15 protein-coding genes are annotated in these 20,702 nt (G+C 56.8%); 7 read left to right on the top strand and 8 right to left on the bottom strand.

All coding sequences use genetic code 11. The features are described 5' to 3' along the window. Positions 1–67: 67 nt before the first annotated feature. Complete coding sequence (locus G8764_RS16950; RefSeq protein WP_166165865.1) at positions 68–967, bottom strand: alpha/beta hydrolase; 900 nt, start codon at positions 965–967, stop codon at positions 68–70. A gap of 146 nt (positions 968–1,113) precedes the next feature. On the opposite strand from G8764_RS16950, the gene G8764_RS16945 reads away from it, so the two are divergent. From G8764_RS16945 to G8764_RS16935, 3 genes are all read left to right on the top strand, one after another. Next, entirely contained in the window at positions 1,114–1,941 is an 828-nt protein-coding gene (locus G8764_RS16945) for an enoyl-CoA hydratase-related protein (RefSeq protein ID WP_166165864.1), read from the top strand. 66 nt (positions 1,942–2,007) lie between these two features. After that, positions 2,008–2,751: an SDR family NAD(P)-dependent oxidoreductase gene (locus G8764_RS16940; RefSeq protein WP_166165863.1), complete on the top strand. Its 744-nt coding sequence runs from the start codon at positions 2,008–2,010 to the stop codon at positions 2,749–2,751. 38 nt (positions 2,752–2,789) lie between these two features. Next, positions 2,790–4,274 (top strand): DUF3336 domain-containing protein, encoded by a 1,485-nt coding sequence (locus G8764_RS16935; protein ID WP_166165862.1) that lies wholly within the window; start codon positions 2,790–2,792, stop codon positions 4,272–4,274. Positions 4,275–4,305: 31 nt separating this feature from the next. Here the strand turns inward: G8764_RS16935 and G8764_RS16930 are convergent, their stop codons facing one another. Then, a complete protein-coding gene (locus G8764_RS16930) occupies positions 4,306–5,751 on the bottom strand; it encodes a WS/DGAT/MGAT family O-acyltransferase (protein ID WP_166165861.1) in 1,446 nt (481 codons plus the stop codon). Positions 5,752–5,902: 151 nt separating this feature from the next. Beyond that, a complete protein-coding gene (locus G8764_RS16925) occupies positions 5,903–7,048 on the bottom strand; it encodes an acyl-CoA dehydrogenase family protein (protein WP_166165860.1) in 1,146 nt (381 codons plus the stop codon). Positions 7,049–7,349: 301 nt separating this feature from the next. On the opposite strand from G8764_RS16925, the gene G8764_RS16920 reads away from it, so the two are divergent. Next, positions 7,350–8,774: an aldehyde dehydrogenase family protein gene (locus G8764_RS16920; protein ID WP_207951934.1), complete on the top strand. Its 1,425-nt coding sequence runs from the start codon at positions 7,350–7,352 to the stop codon at positions 8,772–8,774. A gap of 87 nt (positions 8,775–8,861) precedes the next feature. Further along, positions 8,862–10,400: an acyl-CoA synthetase gene (locus G8764_RS16915; RefSeq protein WP_166165859.1), complete on the top strand. Its 1,539-nt coding sequence runs from the start codon at positions 8,862–8,864 to the stop codon at positions 10,398–10,400. Between the two features lie 116 nt (positions 10,401–10,516). Here the strand turns inward: G8764_RS16915 and G8764_RS16910 are convergent, their stop codons facing one another. Next, positions 10,517–13,216, bottom strand: coding sequence for a winged helix-turn-helix domain-containing protein (locus tag G8764_RS16910; protein WP_166165858.1), 2,700 nt, complete (start codon positions 13,214–13,216; stop codon positions 10,517–10,519). Positions 13,217–13,228: 12 nt separating this feature from the next. After that, the gene (locus G8764_RS16905; protein WP_166165857.1) at positions 13,229–13,840 is read right to left on the bottom strand and encodes a TetR/AcrR family transcriptional regulator; all 612 of its coding nucleotides are present in this window, start codon (positions 13,838–13,840) and stop codon (positions 13,229–13,231) included. Between the two features lie 455 nt (positions 13,841–14,295). Between G8764_RS16905 and G8764_RS16900 the strand changes: the two genes are divergently transcribed. Further along, complete coding sequence (locus G8764_RS16900) at positions 14,296–16,860, top strand: TonB-dependent receptor (protein WP_166165856.1); 2,565 nt, start codon at positions 14,296–14,298, stop codon at positions 16,858–16,860. Positions 16,861–16,962: 102 nt separating this feature from the next. On the opposite strand, the gene G8764_RS16895 is transcribed toward G8764_RS16900, so the two are convergent. The 3 genes from G8764_RS16895 to G8764_RS16885 form a co-directional block, all read right to left on the bottom strand. Then, complete coding sequence (locus G8764_RS16895) at positions 16,963–17,352, bottom strand: hypothetical protein (protein ID WP_166165855.1); 390 nt, start codon at positions 17,350–17,352, stop codon at positions 16,963–16,965. 541 nt (positions 17,353–17,893) lie between these two features. Further along, a complete protein-coding gene (gene lpxL, locus G8764_RS16890; RefSeq protein WP_166165854.1) occupies positions 17,894–18,799 on the bottom strand; it encodes an LpxL/LpxP family Kdo(2)-lipid IV(A) lauroyl/palmitoleoyl acyltransferase in 906 nt (301 codons plus the stop codon). Positions 18,800–19,222: 423 nt separating this feature from the next. Then, positions 19,223–19,654: a DUF4156 domain-containing protein gene (locus G8764_RS16885; protein WP_166165853.1), complete on the bottom strand. Its 432-nt coding sequence runs from the start codon at positions 19,652–19,654 to the stop codon at positions 19,223–19,225. 361 nt (positions 19,655–20,015) lie between these two features. Between G8764_RS16885 and G8764_RS16880 the strand changes: the two genes are divergently transcribed. Next, the gene (locus G8764_RS16880) at positions 20,016–20,699 is read left to right on the top strand and encodes a hypothetical protein (RefSeq protein WP_166165852.1); all 684 of its coding nucleotides are present in this window, start codon (positions 20,016–20,018) and stop codon (positions 20,697–20,699) included. Positions 20,700–20,702: the final 3 nt, after the last annotated feature.

Here is a 20,702-nt window from a genome sequence, read left to right as displayed (position 1 = left end):
CGGCGGCGCGCGGCCGTGGCGGGTGTTGGCCCCGTAAGGGGCTTGAAAACGCCGGCTCAATTAGTTCTCAGTTACTTACTGTGGCCCTGATAAAAGCGCCGATTTTCTGGATCGCCTCGCGCCCGGAGTCCAGCTCGTCGGCGAACATCTGGAAGACGTGAATCATGCTGGACCAGATACTGAGCTGAATCGGGCTGCCCGACTCTTTGGCCTTGCGGGAATAGCTGACCGCGTCGTCGAGTCCCACTTCGCAGTCACCCACCTGGATCAGGGTGGGGGGCAAATCGGTTAAATCTCCAAACAGTGGTGAGAGCAGAGGGTTGTCCAGCTCGGCTGAGTCGCCGGCATACTGGCTGGCCAGTAGCTGCAGCATTTTCTTTTGGTGTACCGGGTCCAGCTCGGCGCGGGAGTCATAGGAATCGCCGCTGAGCGTCATGTCCAGCCAGGGTGACAGCAGTAGCAATCCGCCCGGCATGGGCAGCTGCTTTTCCAGCCGCAGCAACTGCAGCAGGCTGGCGGCGAGACCACCGCCCGCAGAATCTCCGGCGACCACAATGTGCTCCGCGGGATAGCCCTGTGCAAGTAACCAGCGGTAAGCGATCAGGGTGTCGTCCAGGGGAGCGGGGAAGCGATGATCTGGCAGCAGGCGGTAGTTAAATCCCAAAACCTGGCAGCCGACGGAGCAGGCGATATCGCTCATCAGTTTTTGGTGGGAATCGATGGAGCCGAGCCTGAATCCACCGCCGTGGATGTAGAGTACGATCGCGGGGCAAGTCACTTCTGCGGCCCTCACCCAACGGCAGGCCATAGCGTCGATCTCGAAGTCCTCGACCTGGGCGGCGACAGCAGCGCTGCTGAATAGAACATCCCAGTCCGCGCGCATGGTTTCGATGGTGGTGTTGCGCGTCCAGCTGCCGTAGGTACGGTTGATGCGCTCGATAACTCGATTCAGGGGGGGCGTTGTCATGATCTGCTGTAATGTCCATTAACATTGAAGAAACCCACGTTAAAGCATTAATACAGTGGCTTAAATCGTCGGATCCTATGATTTTTTTTGTTATTGGCTGACGGATAATCCACTACTGACTCATCATATTGCCTAGGAGTAACAGCGTGACGACAACAGATTCAGCGGCAGAAGTTCTAATTGGCTCGGGCCCAGTGCTCCTGAGCATCAATGCCGAGGGCATCGGGGAGCTGACCCTGAATACCCCGGAGACCGCCAACTGCCTCAACAATGAAATGCTTATCGCCATGAGCGAAGCCCTGATGATCTGTCACGGCGAGCCGCGTTTGCGGGTCTTGATCCTCAAGGGGGCGGGCAAGAATTTCTGTGCTGGCGGTGATATCAAAACCTTTGTCGCCAAAGGCGACCAGCTGCCCTATTACATTCGTCAGGCAACCCTGCATTTACAAGCCGTGGTCAACTCCATGATCCGCCTGCAGGTACCGGTCATCGCCTCGGTGCAAGGTTTTGCCGCCGGTGGTGGCGGCTTTGGTTTTGTCTGTGCGGTGGATGTGGTGATCGCGGCGGATTCAGCCAACTTCCTGGCCGGTGCTACCCGGGTGGGTATGTCGCCGGATGCCGGTTTGTCGGTCACTTTGCAAAACCTGGTGGGTTTTCGCCAGGCCATGCACATTCTGCTGACCAATCCGGTGATTTCTGCGCCGCAGGCGCTGGAGCTGGGAATACTGACCCAGGTGGTGGCGGCGGATGAGCTGGCGCTGAAAACCCGGGAGTATGCCGAGGGGCTGGCACAGGGTGCACCGCTGGCGCTGGGACAAACCAAACGCTTGCTTTGGAACGGTATGGGGGCCGCGGTTGAGACGGGTTTCGATGATGAGTCTCGTACGGTTGCGTCTCTGGCCGGAACCCGGGATTCCATGGAAGCCATGCGGGCGATTCTTGAAAAGCGTGAAGCCAGCTTTACCGGACAGTAAGGCCAGAGCTCCAACTAGTAGTGGTGCCGTTAAACTTGAGGCGCCTTTGAGCACGAGAGGTAGTTTATGAGTTTTCCCGTTTTTTCCCTGCAAGGGCGGCGTGCTTTTGTCACCGGCGGCTCCAAAGGTATTGGTGCCGCCATTGTGCGTATCTTTTGCCAGGCCGGGGCTGAGGTGGTGTTTGCCGCGCGGGATGCGCAATCGGCACAGAAGATTGCCGACGAAACCGGTGCCCGGGCGGTGGTCTTTGACCTGCTGGACCTGGATGCGACGCAATCAGTAGTCGCTGAACAGGGGCCGTTCGATATTCTGGTGAACAATGCGGGTATGGACCAGCACGCGGTTTTTACCAAAACCTGCCGGGACGATTGGAGTTACCTGCTGACGATCAATCTGGAGGCGATATTGGCCACCACCCATGCCGCGCTGCCAGCCATGCAGGAGCAAGGTTATGGCCGTATTATCAATATCTCATCCGAGGCCGGGCGCCAGGGTTCTTATGGAGGCTCGGTCTATGCGGCGGCCAAGGGGGGCGTGCACGCCTTTACCAAATCCATTGCCCGGGAAAACGGTCGCAAGGGTATCACCGCCAATGTGATTACCCCTGGCCCTATTGATACCCCACTCTTGCAGAGCGCGGTAGAGACCGGGGGGGACAAGTTGCTGGATATCATGAAAGGTGCCACTGTCATGAACCGGCTTGGAACGCCTGAAGAAGTGGCAGCAGCGGTGTTGTTTTTGGCGTCTGCCGAGGCCGGGTTCATAACGGGTGAAATACTCGGTGTGTCAGGCGGTATGGGCATGGGCTAAAGGTTGCTTTTTTTGAGCGGCATGCAGGGTTAGTGTAGATGATACTGAAATTCAAAAGGCAAGCGGATAGCGCCATGAAAGGCGCGATCAATTACCAGCAATGGGCGTATCACGCCAAGGAATATGATCGACGCTATGGGCTGGATGAATGGAAAAAACTGAATCGTACATCGCTCTACAATTACATTGCCACCAGTGCTCGATTGAAAAAATTGCGCGAATTGCGACGCCAGGGAAATGATCGGGAATTGCTCTTTTACCTCAATGAAGGAATTCACGGCAATCTCGACGGAATGGGTGGGGCAGCCTTGTATGGCAAGGCGAAATTTGGCACCAAGAACCTGATTCGCGATTACAACGAAGAAGTAGCGGCTGCACTGCAGTATCTGGCTGGTGATAGCGTGACTTCTATTGCGCTGGAGGAAAAGCGGGAATTTTTCCTGCGCGTGAGTCACTGTTATGGGCGTTCGGCGTTGTTACTGAGTGGTGCGGGCACACTGCTCTATTTTCATTTCGGTGTGGTCAAGACCCTTTGGGAGCAGGGATTGCTGCCAAAGGTGGTTTCCGGGGCCAGTGGTGGCGCGGTCACTGCAGCGTTGCTCGGGACTCATACTTCAGAAGAGTTGGGAAATATTTTCGACCCGGATTATTTAAAGCTGGAGATTGAGCGCGAAGTTGGATTGTTCAATAAATTTTTAAGCTTTCGGAATGAACAGGTATCGGGCGAGGAAATGCGCAACCATATCGACCGCTTGATTCCGGATCTCACCTTTCAAGAGGCTTACAAGCTCACCGGTATTCACATTAATATTTCCATCACTCCGTCGGACCCCCAGCAAAGGTCACGTCTACTCAACGCCATTACGTCCCCCAATGCCCTTATTCGCGAGGCGGTACAGGCCTCCTGCGCAGCGCCCGGTTTTGTGGCGCCGGTGACTCTGGCGGCGAGAAACTCCGATGGCAGCAAAGTACCCTACCTGAAAAACCAGCAGTGGGTGGACGGGTCGGTCAGTAATGATTTACCTATGAGTCGCTTGTCGCGTCTGTACGGCGTAAATCATTTTATTGTCAGCCAGACCAATCCGTTGGTGTTGCCCTTTGTCGACGACAGGCCGGAACAGCATGGATACGGCAGTATTCTGAAAAACCTGTGTTTGAAATCCACCAAGGAATTGTCGCTGGCGAGCGGCAAAACGATTGCCAAAGTATTTCGGCGAAGTGCCGGGGTGAAGAAAATAATGAACATGTATACCTCGGTTCTGTCGCAAAACTACACCGGCGATATTACGATATTACCCACCGCTCGATTGCATAACCCCTTGACGGTCCTGGCCGGAAAAACCCGAGGGGAAATTATGGAGCTGTTCAAGGAGGGTGAGAAATCTACCTGGCCACATATAGAGCGAGTGCGAATCCAGACTGCAGTTAGCCGTATGCTTGATACCCTGGTACATGACTTTGATGAAGAGTTGTTGGGTTACGCATCTCAAGTCGCGGCGCCCGCTAAAAACGCGGTGCACTAGCGCCGCGTCCTGTCCAGGTGCCGCTACCCCGTCACTTTTTTAGTGCTGTGGCTGGCTTGCCTTTGGCCACAGCGGGCTTTGCCGGTTTTATGCCCAGCGCTGCTTCCAGGCGCTGTAATTCCTCTCCGGTATAGACCGCCAGTTTTTGCATCGAAGGCAGGGAGTCGCGGCAACCGGTAAAGCCAATGTCGACCTGGTCATAATAGCTGGACATAGTGATGTTGAGCGCCTGGCCGTGAAACAACACGGACGGGCCGTAAATATGTTCAACCCGAGCGCCGTTGAAGTAGAGGCGTTGACGTGGGCCGCTGACGTTGGAGATAACCAGGTTGGCAGCGGGGCTGAGATAGCCCCCCATACCCATGATAACTGACGATATAAACGGCGCCGTCATTAACATGGTAAACGCGGTGATACCATCTTTGGGCAAGCTCTCTTGCACGAACTTGGCCGATTCAGCTGATTTATGCACCCCTATCAAGCGCTCAAGCGGGTCTTCCACATTGGTGCCCAGATTGGCGTAGATAAAGGCCAGGGCATTGCCGATGCTGCTGTCGTCGGCTGCGCGAATACTGACCGGCACCTGGCCCACCATGCTCTTGGCCGGCAGCGATTGTTGCTCTGCCAGATAGCGGCGCAACGCCCCGCCGCATATAGACAAAAACACCGCATTCATTTTGACATCGGCGGTTTTCGCCACTCGCTTCAAGCGGTCGAGCTTATAGTGCTGGGTGGCATAGCGACGTTGATCGGATATACGGCCGTTGAGGATGGTGTTTGGCGCTTTAAACGGTGCCGACAGCTCCGGGTGCAGGCCATCGTAGGCATCGATAACGTAATTCGCCGCTTTCAGCCCCACCTTTGACAGCATAACGGCTTTTTTAGTGAGCTCGGGCAATCGAGACTTTTTGGTCGCCTTGCGGCTGGTGATTTCTGCGCTGCCGCTGTGTTTGGCATCACTGTTCATGCCGATTGACCAGGGGGGCAAGAGATTCTGCGCTGCCGGGTCAGTGGAAAAAACCCGTTCTATAAGCTTTACTGCCCCCATGCCATCCAGTTGCCCGTGGTGCAGCTTCAGGTAGACGGCGAAGCGGCCATGCTCCAGGCCTTCAATAACGTGGCACTCCCAGAGGGGGCGGCTTCTGTCCAGTGGGTGTGAGTGCAGGCGTGAAACCAGGACGCCCAGCTCCTGCTCACTGCCGGGTTTGGGCAGGGCAGAGTGTCGAAAGTGGTACTCGAGATCGACCTGGCTGTCTTCCAGAATTTGCCACTTCGGCCTAAGGCTGCGGGTTAGAAGATAGTTGAAAGGTGCGGCAAAAGTCTTGCAATTACGCCACTGGTTGACGAACTCCTGGACATAGCCAGGGTTCGCGTGCTCAGGTGGGGAGAGAATGATAAGTGGTCCAAAATGGGCTGGAGGGTTAGCTTTTTCGATATAGAACCAGGCGGCGTCCATGGGTTTGATGTTCAGTTTCAATCTCTTTCCCTCGTAGTATCAAGGAACCCTGGTGTATGCAGGGATTCCTTGAACAGTATTGGTCATAGCTACTGCATTTCGCTATTCAACCCCGCCACCCGGACCTCTAACTACGCTATCCCTGTCGGCAGATCCGTTGCAATTGCGCTGCTTATCTACCCAGAATATCCCGGGCAATCAGCTCTTTCATAATTTCATTGGTGCCGCCGTAGATCCGCTGGGCTCTGGCATCTACCCAGGCGCGAGCGATCGGGTACTCCTGCATAAAGCCATAGCCGCCGTGAAGCTGGACACACTCATCGGCCACCTTGCATTGCAGGTCGGTGGTCCAGTACTTCATCATGGAAGCGGTGGTGTTATCGAGCTGACCTTTTAGCTCCAGCTCCATGCAGCGATCGACAAAGATCTCCGCTATCTGGGCTTCGGTTTGTAATTCCGCCAGTTTGAAGCGGGTGTTCTGAAAATTGGCTACCGGCTGTTCAAAAACCACGCGCTCTTTGACGTACTCGATCGTGCGTTGAATGGAATCCTTGGCGCAGGCCACCGCAGCCACCGCAATCTGGGTGCGCTCCCAGGAGAGCTCTTCCATGGAGTAAAAGAAGCCGCGATTTTCTTCGCCCAGCAAGTTCTCAACGGGGACGCGCACATCGGTGAAGAAAAGTTCAGCAGTGTCCTGGGACTTCAGGCCAACCTTTTTAAGTTTCTTGCCCTTCTCAAAGCCGGCCATGGTCTCGTCCACAACCAGCAGGCTGACGCCTTTGGCACCGGCTTGCGGGTCGGTTTTGGCGACCACCACCACAACGCCGCTTTCGTAGCCATTGGAGATAAAGGTCTTGGAGCCATTCAGAATGTAGTGATCACCATCTCGAACTGCGGTGGTGCGAATGGCTTTAACGTCCGAGCCGGCACCCGGCTCAGACATCGCCAGTGCGCCGATCAGTTCGCCGGAAGCCATTTTCGGCAGGTATTTCTGTTTGGTGTTTTCGTTGCCGTAGCGATTGATATAGCAGGCGACAATGTCGGAGTGCATGGCGAAAGAGATGCCGATACCGTTCAACGGGGAGAGCTCTTCCAGCAAAATCATACTGAACGTACGGTCGACACCCGTGCCGCCATATTCCACCGGCAGGGTTGGGCAGAGAAAACCGTATTCTCCGGCTTTGCGCCACAGGTCTCGATCAATGCTGCCTCTGTCATCCCACATTTCCAGATGCGGGATAATTTCCTGTTGGGCAAATTTGCGCACGGCGTCGCGAAACATCTCGTGGTCATCATTGAATAGTGTGCGGGTAATCATAGTGATCCGGTTCTTTTGGTTAATGTACCTGTGCCGATAGTTCGATGTTGTCCCCATGAGGGCTGTAGCACCATCGTTACTCTATGGCAGCGCAGGGGAGTAGTGTTCGTCGGATGCGACGATTTGCCCGGGTTCGAAGCTGCGGGGGCTGCCTAGCCCCGGCGCTCGGGTCATTCTTGCGGGAGCAGATCAGGGCTTTCTCGATGACAGCAGAGTTCGTCGGATGCGACGATTCGCCGCAATTGATGATGTAGGACGATGGCCTATCATAGGAGCAACAATGGCATGTTGGTGAACTGTAGTGATACCTGAACCCCTGACCCAGGAACTGAGCGAGCGTATTGAGCGAGTCTTCGATGCACAGAAGGCCACGGCACAAGCCCTCAAAACATCAACCATTGATTCCCGTCTCACCAAGCTAAAGCGTTTGCGTCGGGAAATTCTCGAGCGCCGAGAGGCCATCGTGGCGGCGGCCCAGAAAGACTTTAACCGGCCGGAGGTAGAAACTGATTTTACCGAGATGATGCCGGTGTTAATGGAAATCAGTGACTACTGCCGGCACCTGAAAAAGTGGATGAAGCCGCGCAGGGTCAGGCCCACTCTGCCCATGCTGGGGACGCAGGCGTGGACCCGTTACGAGCCGCGCGGGCGCTGCCTGATTCTCGCCCCCTGGAATTACCCGCTCACATTGACTCTTGGGCCGCTGGTGCCAGCGGTGGCCTGTGGCAACACGGCGATGATCAAGACGTCCGAGGTGGCACCGCATTTTTCCGCCGTGCTGGTGGAAATAGTAGAGGCGGTTTTTGACGAAGAGGAAGTGGCCATTTTTGAAGGTGACGCGAATGTCGCCAGCGCGCTGTTGAATTTGCCGTTTGATCACTGCTTTTTCACCGGCTCACCCGCCATTGGTAAAGTGGTGATGGGGGCTGCCGCCAAACACCTGACCAGTGTGACCCTGGAGTTGGGCGGTAAGTCGCCGGTAGTGGTTGACGAAACGGCAGATATAAAACTGGCCGCCAAGACCATTGCCTGGGCCAAATACATCAATACTGGCCAGACCTGTATCGCGCCCGATCATATATACGTGCACGAGGCAGTGCAGGAGCAGTTTATCCGCCTGTTTTGCGAGCATTTGCGCGAGTGGTATGGCGACGGCGACAAAGGCTTGCAGGCGCCCTTGTCCCGCTCCATCAATTCGCGCCACGCAGCACGGGTGGCCGGGCTTTTGGAGGATGCCGTCAACCGCGGTGCCCGGGTTTTGTTTGGCGGCCATGTGGATATCGACAATTGTTTTGTCTCGCCCACACTGCTGACCGATATCCCGGCCGATGCCGAAGTGATGCGCGAGGAAATTTTTGGGGCGCTGTTGCCGATTATTCCGTTTGGCTCGTTGGACAATGTCATTGAGTCAATCAATAGCGGGCCTAAGCCGCTGGCGTTTTACATTTGGTCCAACTCGTCTGCCAATGCCGACCAGCTGATTGCCGCCACCAGCTCTGGTGGTGTGTGTATCAATCATGTGGCTGCTCACTTCCTGCATCACAATCTGCCGTTTGGCGGCGTCAACAATTCCGGAATCGGCAGTTACCACGGTGAGTGGGGGGTGCGAGCGTTTTCTCACGAGCGAGCGGTGTTGAAGACCCGCGTAATGACCATCAGGATGCTGTTCCCGCCCTATACCGACCGGGTCAGCCGACTGCTAAAGCGGATGCTGCGGTTTATATAAGTATATTGGCGTTTGATTCAGGTGATCGCGCCTGGTTGACGGGCCGAGAGATCGACAAAATTTTAGAGGAGTGACACGGTGAGCGAGATGCAACAAAAATTATTTCCCGGTGCCCATTTGCCCGAGCTGGCCAGCAAAGCGGCTGTAATCATGGCCGAGAGCGGGGAGCAGATGACCTACGGGCAACTGGATGCCTTTGCCAATCGTCTCGGTCGGCTCTATCAGTGGCTCGGGCTCAAGGCGGGTGACCACGTCGCCTATTGTGTTGAAAACCGTCTCGAGTGTACCGCTTTGCAGTGGGGCGCTCACTATGTGGGCCTGTACTATTCTTTTCTCAGTACCCGATTAAAAGGCACCGAAGCGGCCTATATTGTCGCTGATTGCGACGCCAGGGTACTGGTGGTGACTGCGGCAACTGCGCCGGCGATTCTGGCGGAAGTGGGCAATTTGCCCAATCCGCCGGAGATCTATAGTCTGGATCCCTACTCCGACTTGCCCCTGCTGGATGATGCCTTTAACAGTTTTTCTGATAAACCGGTAAACGACACCCTGGAAGGTAGTGAGATGCTGTATTCCTCGGGCACCACCGGTGTTCCCAAGGGCGTGAAGCCGGCCATGACCGGCTTGCCATTGGGCAGCAGCTGCGTCATCGCCGGTTTGTTGGCCAAAGGCTTCGGTGTCGACCCGCAGTGCGTTTACCTGTCGCCGGCCCCGTATTATCACGCCGCGCCGCTGAAGTGGGGGCAGGGGGTGACCGCGCTGGGAGGAACCATGGTAGTGATGCAGAAGTTTCGTCCGCTGGAAGCCCTGCGTGCCATTGAGGCTTACCGGGTAACCCATAGCCAGTGGGTGCCCACGATGTTCAGTCGCCTGTTGGCGTTAAGTGATGCGGAAAGGCAGCAGTTTGACCTGTCCAGCCAGAAAGTGGCCGTGCATGCAGCCGCTCCCTGTCCGATCCCGGTGAAACAGGCCATGATTGACTGGTGGGGGCCGATACTGGCGGAGTACTACTCCTGTACCGAGACCATCGGCATGACTATGGTGAGCAGCCAGGAGTGGGTTGCCAACCCGGGCACTGTTGGACGCGCGCTGCTGGGTGTCGTGCACATAGTCGATGAACAGGGCAACGAATGCCCCCCGGGCACCGACGGTCTGGTATATTTCAGCGATGGGCCTGCCTTCAGTTATCACAAGGATGAGGCCAAGACCCGGGAGGCGCACAACGACAAGGGTTGGGCGACGGTTGGCGATATCGGTCACGTGGACGAGAATGGCTACCTCTACTTGACCGACCGCAAAAGCAACATGATCATCTCCGGGGGAGTCAACGTCTATCCGCAGGAAGTGGAAAACTTGCTGATCAGTCACCCCAAAGTATTTGATGCCGCCGTCATCGGCACGCCCCACGGGGACCTGGGCGAAGAAGTGCGGGCGGTGATCCAGCTGGAGAAAGCGGTAGAGCCCAGCGAGGCGTTGAAGCAGGAGCTGATCGATTACAGCCGCGAGCATTTGTCCAATATCAAGTGCCCAAGGGTGGTCGATTTCCGCGACGAGTTGCCTCGCGAGCCCAATGGCAAGTTGCTCAAGCGCTTGCTGCGGGATGAATACAAAGCGCTGCTCGGCTAGCTGGTGTCCGTCCAGTAGCGCTGCTTTTAGTCATCCCCGCGCAGGCGGGGATCCAGCAAACGCCTGAAATCTACAGGGTTCATGGACGCCGGGTCGCCACCTGCGTGGTAATGACGCTAGCTGATCAGCCCCATCTGCCTGGCGATACTCACCGCTTCGGTGCGGTTGCTGGCGTGCAGTTTCAGGTTGATGTTGCGCAGGTGGGTGCGCACGGTCGACTCGGATACAAACAGCTTTTCCGCCATGGCCATATTGGAAAGCCCCAGCGCCAGGACCGACAATACTTTCATTTCTGTATTGGTCAGGCGGTCTTCCTCGGGCATGGCGGCAATAACCCGCTGTGGCGATAGTTGAGCGCTGGCCGCGCTGTGCTCGCCAGTGGGTGTGCTCTCCTGCCCCTGGTGCATGGGGGGCCAGCTGACCCCCATGTCCTTGAAGAGAGGAGTAAGCGACGGCCCCTCTTCAAGCAACGTTCGCACAAACCCTTCCTTTGCAGAATACTCCATAGCTTGGCTCATGGTGCGCCGGGCCGAGTTGTGGTCGCCGCTGGCGAACAGGGCTTCCGCCAGCAGGATGCGCAGCTTTAAAGCGCGACGGGCGCGGTGGCTGCGCTCGGCCGCCTTGAGCTGCCTGCGGGCCTCGGGTACGGCCTTGTCGGCTTGGCCGCTGCGGATCTGCAAGCGCAGCTGGACCAGGCTCGGCGTCAGCGTATCGTTGGCACTAAACCAGAGGTTTGCGGCGCTGTCCCAGTCGTAGGTGCTCTGCGCCAACTTGAGTTGCGCCTGCGCGCCCTGGTGATCGCCGTGTGCCAGCCACAACCTTGAACGCTCCAGGCGGGCACTGGCAACTACCCGCGGCAATTGCAGCCGGTGGCCACTGTTTTCCAGTTCGATCAGTAGTTGCAGGGCGTGATCGTAATCGCCGTCATCGTCAACGATACGCGAGAGGATGACGACGGCGGTAATGAGTGAATCCGGCGGCCCGACGTCCTGTACCAGTGCGGAGTTCGTGGCCAACAGACTGCGGGCAGCCTGGCACTGGTCCTGTTCGTACAATATTTCCGCTTGTTGGATGCTGGCCATGGTAATGCCGCGTCGGTTGCGCTGGCTATTGTCCGGTTCGGCACGGCGCTCCATGGCGAGCTTGATGCGGTGGCTGGCCTGCTGCAAATGCCCGTGCATCAGGTCAATGCTGCTCTCTGCCGATTCTGCGATGACCTGGTTGAATAGGTCGTTGCCGGAGCTGGGCCGGCGCCGGGCCTGGTCACAGAAGCTGCGTGCCGCATCGTGTTCGCCCAGAATGATGCTGGTCTGGGTCAGGCTTTGGGACAAGATGGTTTTCGGGTTCGGGGTGTCGTCCTGGATGACAGGCAGTGCAGCCAACCCCTGGGCGTGAGCCTCCTCAATGCGATCCATCATTCCCAGTTGCATCGGCCGCAGTGCCAGCAGGTAGGCCTTGGGTTCTGGCGGCAGATCGCTGTTGTCCATATCCTTGAGCAGGTCATAGGCCTGTTGCGGGCCCCGGGTATAGGTCATGCAGAGGGCATAGATAAGCTTTAAGTGCAGGTGCTGGTCTAGCAGCCCCATGGGGACCTGGCCAAGCAGGCTGGTAAGCAGGCCGATGCGACCCTGACCGACCAGGCGGTCGGCCTGTTCTTGCAGCAGTGTCAGTGCTAATTGGGTGTCCCCTGCCTTGAGGGCGTGGAAGATGGCGGGTACATGGCGGCCCTGATCCAGATAGACCTGGCTGGCCGCCTGGTGCAGAGTGGCAAGCTGTTGCGGGTGGCGGCGCTGGAGTTGAGTCTGGAGGAAATTGCGAAACAGGTTGTGGTAGCGAAACAGGTTGGCCTGTTCATCGGAGATATTTATAAACAGGTTGCGATCGTGTAGATCGAGCAGGATCGCCAAGCTGTCTTGCCGCTGCAGGACCCGGTTGCAAATGTCGACATCCATTTCCTCGAAGATGCTGCTCTGCAGCAGGAAATCCTGTGTGTTCTGTGGCAGTGAGGCCAGCACCTCCTCCGCAAGGTAGGCGGCAACGGCGGCGTTGGTGCCGGAGAAGTTGGCAATCACCTGGTCGGCATTGGTTTTACCCTGCAGGGCAAATGTCGCCAGCTTCAGGGCAGCGGGCCAGCCATCGGTGCTCTTGTATAATTGCTGAATTTGCTTTGGCGTGAGCCGGGCGGACTGTTTTTGTGTCAACAGAAATTGGGTTTCGCTCTCGCTGAAGCGCAGCGCGTCGCTATCGACATGGGTCAGCTGGCCTTTGGTGTTCAGCCGCGCCATACCGATGGCGGGCTGGGTACGGCTGCCGATAAAGATACGGCAAGTGTCCGGCAGTGCTTCAATACCCCGAGTGATCAGCCCTGCTACGGCCGGGTTTTTAATCACCTCCAGATTATCAAAAAAGATGACTGTGGGGTGCGCCATGGTAGTCAGGCCTTCAATAATTCGGTGGGCCAACTCTTCATTGCGCTGCTGCTTGTAGCTGGTTTCGTCCAGTTCATCGGTATGGGGGGCGACGGCCAGGCTGAATGCAGCCAGAAAGCGGGTAATGTCGTTGTCCCGGTGGTCGAAGTTAAGCCAAATGGTGACAAAGCCCAACTCCTGATAGCGCGCCATAACCTGTCGCATGGTGGTGCTTTTACCGTATCCGGCGGGCGCTTGGAGTACGGTCAGTTTGCGCGTTGCCGGATAGGCGCAGAGTTGATCCAGCAATTGGCTGCGCTGCATGACCTGGGGGGGCAGTTGGGGGGGCGTTACCTTGGTGCGGGATAAATAGGGCGCGGACTTTTTATTGTTAGCGGCACTGGTCATGGTTAGGGCGCTCTATTCCGCCGGACTGACTTTGATAAAGCTGATGATATTGTCGATCAGCATAGCACGCTTTTTGGCGCGGCTCACTTTGGCCAGGCGGTAGCCGCTCACCATCCTCGCCACTGGTTGCAGGGTGAGAAAGCCGAAAATCATTGAAAAGATAAGAATCGGCTGCATGCCGTCACCGCTCCCATCAATAAAGGTGTTGAGCAGTTTTTTCAGTTCATCGAATACACCCTGCAATGACAGATCAACCAAAAACTGGTGGTTCTCTGGCCAATCCTCCACCAGATTGCGCTGTACCAGTTTGAAATAGGCCGGGTCGGATTCGAGGCGGTCGATCAGGTTGCCGATAAAATGGCGCAGGCACTCTTCCGGGCTGGCGGCGGCGTGCAGGTCAACCAGCAGACTGTCGGCATGCTGGCCGTACAAGTCAGTTTCGACCGCCCGGTAGAGCTCTTCCTTGTTGCCAAAGTGATGATAAATCGCCGGTAGGGTAACCTTTGCTGCTTGCGCTATCTGGCGCATGGTAACGCCTTCAAAGCCGTGTTGTGCAAACAGTTCAATCGATACCTTGAGTATCGTGGCGTGGGAATTGTTTGCCTTGGAATTGCCTCTGGCCATGGTTTTCTCCAGTAAAACAGCTGCGTTGATGCTGGCACTAATGGTTGCAGAACCGTATCACTATAGAGTTCTGCCAGTCATGTTTAATGCCACCGTTTGAGGCGGCGGTATGAACCACTGTTCAGTTCTTGCGCGTGGGTGCCGGTTGCGGCTGGTGTCCGGCAACCACAGCCCGCTTGGTAGCAGCTATGACGTGCGTTACGTTTTATCAATCCGCCAGTGTAGCGAGCGTTAAGTCTGTTTGTCCAGCCGCAGGGGTGCTGGCAGTGCGTGCAGTTGTCTAAATCGGCGCAGGTCGCCAACTGCTTCCGGGGGGGCAGGCCTCAGCAAGGCCATCCTCCCCGGGAACCATAGTGATTGGTTCGAAAGCAGCATTTACCCCTCTGTCGGGCTCGGTCTAGGATGGCTGGCAGCGCCACATCGATAATAATTACGCTGCCGAGAGGCACTCCGCTATGCACTTGCCTGCACTGCTGCAACCGTCATTCTTCAATCTGCCCCGGCAATGCCGAACCCTGGCTCTGCGCTGTCTTTGGTGCAGTTTGCTGCTGCCCTCTTTTTTGCTGCCCTCTTTTTTGCTGCCCTGTGCTGCCCTGCAGGCGGGCCCGATGGAGGAGGTGGAAGTGGTGGCGGCAACTCCGGTCAGCGGCCTGGCGCCGGATTTGCAGCGTTTGCCCTATGGGGTGCAACACGCTGTTGCCGAACAACTGCGCAGCTCCCATCAGCTGGATGTCACTGACTTCGCCAACAGTCGTCTCGGCAGTGTCAGCATTAATTCGGCGCAAAATAACCCGCTGCAGCCCGATCTGCAGTTTCGCGGCTTTACCGCTTCGCCGCTGCTGGGGCTGCCCCAGGGCATGACGGTGTACCAGAATGGCGTGCGCCTGAACGAACCGCTCGGCGATGCGGTCAACTGGGACCTGTTGCCGGCTTCGGCCATCGCCGAGTTGACCCTGCACAGTGGTGCCAACCCGCTGTTTGGCCTCAATACCCTGGGCGGGGCGGTGGTCGCGACAATGAAGAACGGTTTCAATTTTGACGGACGGCAGCTGGAGATGGCGACCGGCTCCTGGGGGCGCGAGCGAGGCGTGCTGGAAGCGGGGGGCAACAACGGCCAGTGGGGCTACTATGTAAATGTGGACAGCCTGCGGGAGGACGGCTGGCGCGATCATTCCCCCTCGGAGACCCTGCGCTGGTATGGCAGCCTCAGCTGGCGCGATGCCGACCGCTCCGGCCTCAACCTGGCACTGCAACAGGGCGACAGCGACCTGACGGGCAATGGCGCCTCACCGTTGGGCTTGCTGCAGGAAGATCGCCGCGCTGTGTTTACCGCCCCGGACAATACCCGCAACCACATGCGCATGGCGTCTCTCGACGGCTTTCATTTTATCAGCGACGGCCTGCAGCTGGCCGGCAGCGCCTACTGGCGTGACAACGATACGGATGCATTTAACGGCGACGCCTCAGAGCTGGAGCTGTGCCAGTTTGCCGGTGGTGCCGAGGCGCTACTGGAGGATGCTGAAGAGCTGGAGGACGTGCTCGAAGCTCAGCTGGATATCGAGCTGGACGACATTTGCAGCGGCGCTGATGCCAGCGTCAGCAGTTATGCCAGCCTGGCGCAATTGATCGAGGACCGTGCCCAGGCAGCGGGTCTGGATCCGGATTCGCTGCTGCCAGAGGATATCAGCGCCGAGTTGCCCGCAGGGGCTGCGCTAAGCGATGAGGCGATCAACAACATCAGCCAGCGCCGCCAGCGCAGCCGTGGCCTGGATCTGCAGCTGAGCTGGAATCATCGCTTGCTGGGGCGCAGTAACAGCCTGGTGGTGGGTGCCGGTTACAGTCTCGGCGAGAGCGGTTTCAGCTCGGTCACCGAGCTGGCCGGGCTCGACCCGTCGACCCGCAGTACCCGCGGCCTGGGCACCGGCACGTTGCTCGCCGACGAGTCGGTGCAGGTGCGCACCCGCAGCCGCAACGCCAGCCTGCTGGTGGCCAATACCCTGCGCTGGAGCGAGGCGCTGACCCTGACCCTGGCAGGGCGTTTCAACCGCACCGAGGTGCGCTTGCGCGACCGCTCCGGGGCGCGCCCGGAGCTCGACGGCGACCATCGTTTCAGCCGCTTCAATCCGTCCCTCGGCCTGCATTACCAGGCCTCTCCCGGCCGCCAGTTCTACGCGTCGCTGAGTGAATCGTCGCGTGCACCGACACCCATTGAGCTGGCCTGCAACGAAGGAGTGTTCGAAGTGGCCCGCCGGTTTGCCCTGGAGCGCGGCGACGACCCGGACGATATCGATTTCGAGTGCCGCCTGCCCAACGCCTTCCTCGCCGACCCGCCACTGCAGCAAGTGGTGGCGCGCCATCTCGAAGTCGGCAGCCGCGGCCAGTGGCGCGAGCTGGATTACAGCCTGGGCCTGTTCAGCACCCGCAACCGCGACGACATCCTGTTCCAGTCCACCGGCCGTGCCACCGGCTTGTTTGCCAATGTCGATGCCACCCGCCGGCGCGGGTTGGAGTTGGGTCTGAGTGGTGCCCGCGGGCGCTTCGACTGGAGTCTTAACTACGCCTGGATCGATGCTACCTTCGAGAGCGACATGGCGGTACTCAGCCCCAATCACGCCTTTGCCGATGCCGCCGGCGAGGTCCAGGTAGGCAAGGGCGACCGCTTGCCGTCCATTCCGCGCCAGCAGCTAAAACTGCTGGGCCAGCTCCAGCTGGGGGCGGCGACACAGTTGGGACTGGAGCTGATTCACAACAGCGACCAGGTGCTGCGCGGCGATGAATCCAACCAGCTCGACCGGGTCAGCAGCTTCACCCTGGTCAACCTCAACCTGGCCTACGCCCCTGGCGAGCGCTGGCAGCTGTACCTGCGAGTGGATAACCTGTTCGACCGAGAATACGAAAACTTTGGCCTGCTGGGAGAAGACCCCACCGAAGTCATCCCGGCACTGGCCAATCCCAGCCCGGTATTCCTCGGCGCCGGCGCTCCCCGGGGCGCCTGGATCGGGCTGCAGTGGCGCCTGTAGTTGAAAATGGGACGGTGAAAAGGGGACGGAGGGATTAAATATTGACCAGTTGCTAACTGGCTTACATAGATTGGGCGGCGCTGCAAAACACCCGCTGCATTATTACGCGGTATAGGTCCGGCCGCGCCGCAGCAGAAACCAGCTGGCCTCTATCAGCAATACGGTCACACCGTACAGTAACCCTGCCAGGTTCCTGAATTTGACTGGCCCCCACTCGGCGAACAGTTGCACCAGCATGATAAGGGTGATAACTGCCAGGAAAACCAGCACCCGGTCGCGCCAAAATGGGAGTGAGTAATACAGACCCAGCGGCACAGACGTCAGTGCCGCCAGCGCCAGGGGAATCAGGATGAGGAAACCGACCCCGCCAGCCGTACCAGTATCCATGGCCAAGTAGGGTGCAATGCCGCCAATCAGGTAAACCAGCCCCGGTGGAATAAAGCAGGCGTAGGCGATGTCGTGCTTACGTTTGAGTTTGTCATTTGTAGTCATGGAACGCTCCGTGACAATACCTGTCTTTCGGTTAAGTCTTTGCAGGGGTGGCTATTGAGGGGTCGAAGCCGTATATCATTGTGGCAGCCAGGGTATAGGCCATGCTGGGGTGGAGGGCCCGCTCACGTTGCTCGACGGTATAGGTTGGAAGAGTGAAATCAATAAACACGGTGATAGACTCACAAAGATTTGCCTATCCAGCAAACTTGGCAGGAGCCGCCAATGAGCTACGACCGGGGTTGGTGTGCGCAACGCGACGCCAGGATAGCGCCCCTTGGCCTGAATATACTCCTAAACCCTGGGGTGGCAAAGCCGATTTTAGAGGGGCTGGCGCCGGGGCAGCGGGGCTTCGGTCAGGGCTCTCCGCCAGTTGCGATGTCGACCGGTTGCTGCTTGGCTGCTATGGCAGGGTGGGGCGCCGTGCCCCAGTTCCGGTTTGATTCCAGTGGCCATCCCGGGGCCACTGGGGCTGTGCTCCGGGTCCTATGGCTGCGTGGTTTACTGAAATTGTTGACGGAGCGAAGGTGGCTGAAGCCAGGCGTCAATAGAGCTTGTCTTCGCCTTCCGGGCGCGTCTTAAAGCGCCGGTGGACCCACATGTATTGGGCCGGATTCTTGCGAATTTGCTCCTCCAGCAGTTTATTGATCAGTGTCGTATCCGTAAGGTCATTACCGCTGGGAAAGCCTTCTACCACTGGACTGAAACTGAGGATGTAACCGCTGTTATCGGCTTTCCGGTGGTGGCTGAGTATAATCAATGGCGACTGGTTGATTTTTGTTAACCTGCTGGTGGCGGTTATGGTTGCCGCGGGAACACCAAAAAAAGGCGCGAATACCGATTGTTTGCGGCCGTAATCCTGGTCGGGCGCGTACCACATCAAGTCACCCGCCTTCATGGCAGCGAAGACTTCACGCATCTGTCGACGTTCAATCACTCGTTTGCAGAAGCGCTGCCGGCGCGTCTTCATCATCAGGTCGAACAGCGGATTGCGATTGGCTCGGTACATGACCGTGGGCTGGTGTATCAGCGATACCAGAACCCCGCCAAGGTCCAGTGTTGTGTAGTGCGCACCCACCATAATCACGCCGCGTCCGTGGGAAAGAGCCTCCTGCAAGTGTTCCTGGCCTTCTATTTCCAGCTTGTTGCGGTAGTACTCCGGGTCCTTCCACCAGGCGGAGGAGGTCTCAACCAGTCCGATCGCATTCTCATTGATGGTGTTCCTGACCAGTTTAGCCCGCTCATCCTCCGATAATTCCGGAAAGCACAGATCGATATTGACCTCGGCAATGTGACGCCGGCGTCGAGCTAAATGAAAAACCACCAGGCCAAGTAATTTACCAACGCGAACTTGAGCGCGCAGGCTCAACTGCCCCAATAACCACATGCAGCCGAGGCTCAGCCAGGTCAGCCAGTATTTCGGCCCCAGATAATTTCGCAGCGCACTCATACAGGTAGCGGCATCCGCTTCGTTACTCGCGGCTCTCCGAGTGTGATTGCCATGGCCTCGTCGGATGCCGACGGTCGAATCCGGGTGTTTGGCTTCAGGGGACGGCCACCCTTGAAATAAGTGGTGTGACGCTTTACGTGGGGGTTAAACGGCATTTAAAAAGCCTTGTTATTGTTAGGGTTGTTGTTGCTGTTCATGAGGTTGTCTCAGGGTTTCTATCCGGCAAGCCTAATAGGAAAACCTGGCTCGCCGGGATATATTGCGCAGGCACGAGTGTAGCAAATTTATCCGGTTCTACTATACACCCCGTCCAATTGATTTTTTGCAAACAAGGTATTGCGAAATGGCAGCTGCCAATCGCAGGTGTTTCCGTGTTTGTTCGTCGAACGAATGCTGGTGTCCAGCTTTAGGCTCTACCCTGTATCAGGGGCAGCTGTAGACTGAGAAGGTTTGGCTGTTATTTAGCAGCGCTGTTTTTTCCACCATTACGTTACCACCAATGTCGGCCGCCTCGTTGCGTGCCCGCTTGAGCACTTCGGTGGCGACACTTTTGTCGTTGCGCGAGTTGAGCCATTTGGTTCTGGCCTTGCCCGTGGCCGTACCGAGCAACTTGCAACCCGCGACGTCTGCGCTGCTGCTCAGTACGACGTCGCCTGGTTTGGTAACGGCCTCAGTCTCCGCAACGGTTTCAGTTTTCGCAACGGTTTCAGTTTTCGCAACGGTTTCAGTTTTCGCAACGGTTTCAGTTTTCGCAACGGTTTCAGTTTTCGCGACGGTCGCAGTCTTGGCAGGGGCCTCAGTCTTCGCGACGGCCACAGGCGGACCCATGTAGCAAGTGCAAGCGGAAATTGCCACTAGCGAGACTGATAGCGTTAAAAGCCGTATTAATCTGCGCATAATTTAACCCTTAATATAGTGTTATATGAAGAAGCGTTATGGTATCTGGTAGCGCTTTGATGTGCATTGCATGAACTGGGGTCAGAGTCGGATTAAACGACCGCTTCTGGCTCGAAGGGAGCGGTGGACAATCTCTCAAAAACCTGCAAGTCGCAGTGTAAAGTATAAGCATATAAAAGACCTGAAATATACCGGAATCAGTAAATTCTACTTGCCTGTCACCTATATCATTTAGTATTGTTTCCGCCATCTTTTTGCCTGACGACAACTAGCTGGCAGTGCATTGAAGGAATAAATAATACAAAATTAAGGATTGATTATGCTTTTTCGAGTTAGCCTCTTGCTTGTTTTGGCCGCGTTGACCAGCGCCTGCGCCACCGCACCCACCCAACCTATTGCACTACAAACCGAATTCTGGGACACGCCGAATCAAAAGGTTGGTGTTGTCATTTCCGAGATTCCGGCACCCGATGTTTTTCTGCCCGGCGCCGGCTGCTTGCTTTGTGTGGCGGTAGCTGAAGGTAATCATGCAACGTTGAGCAAAAATGTGGATACTTTCGACACTTCGGAGTTACAGTCACTGCCCGAAGAGATAAAGCACAAGCTGGAAAGCAAGGGCCTGGAAGTGGTTGTGTTGAGCGAAAAATTTAGTGGAAAAGCACTAAAAAAGATTAAATCCAGTGACCCTCAGTCGCCTAAATTTGACTATTCATCCTTTGCCAATGACAGCGACATTACGCACTTGTTGGTAGTAGAAATTCAAGGGCTGGGTATACACAGAAATTATTCCAGCTACGTTCCGGTAGGTGACCCGCAAGGCTGGTTTTCTGCGCTAAGTTACATGGTAGATCTTCGTACAAATACCTATGCCTGGTATAAGCCGGTTCAAATATTCAAGGCCTCCGATATTGTTTGGGACGAGCCGCCTGCGTTTCCCGGCTTGACCAACGCTTACTATCAAGCGCTTGCTGAAGGAAAATCCACTCTTACTAACGACTTTTAATTG

Source organism: Pseudomaricurvus alcaniphilus, assembly GCF_011440395.1.
In the GTDB taxonomy this organism is placed as follows: domain Bacteria; phylum Pseudomonadota; class Gammaproteobacteria; order Pseudomonadales; family Cellvibrionaceae; genus Pseudomaricurvus; species Pseudomaricurvus alcaniphilus.
This window is presented reverse-complemented; position numbering and strand designations above follow the sequence as displayed.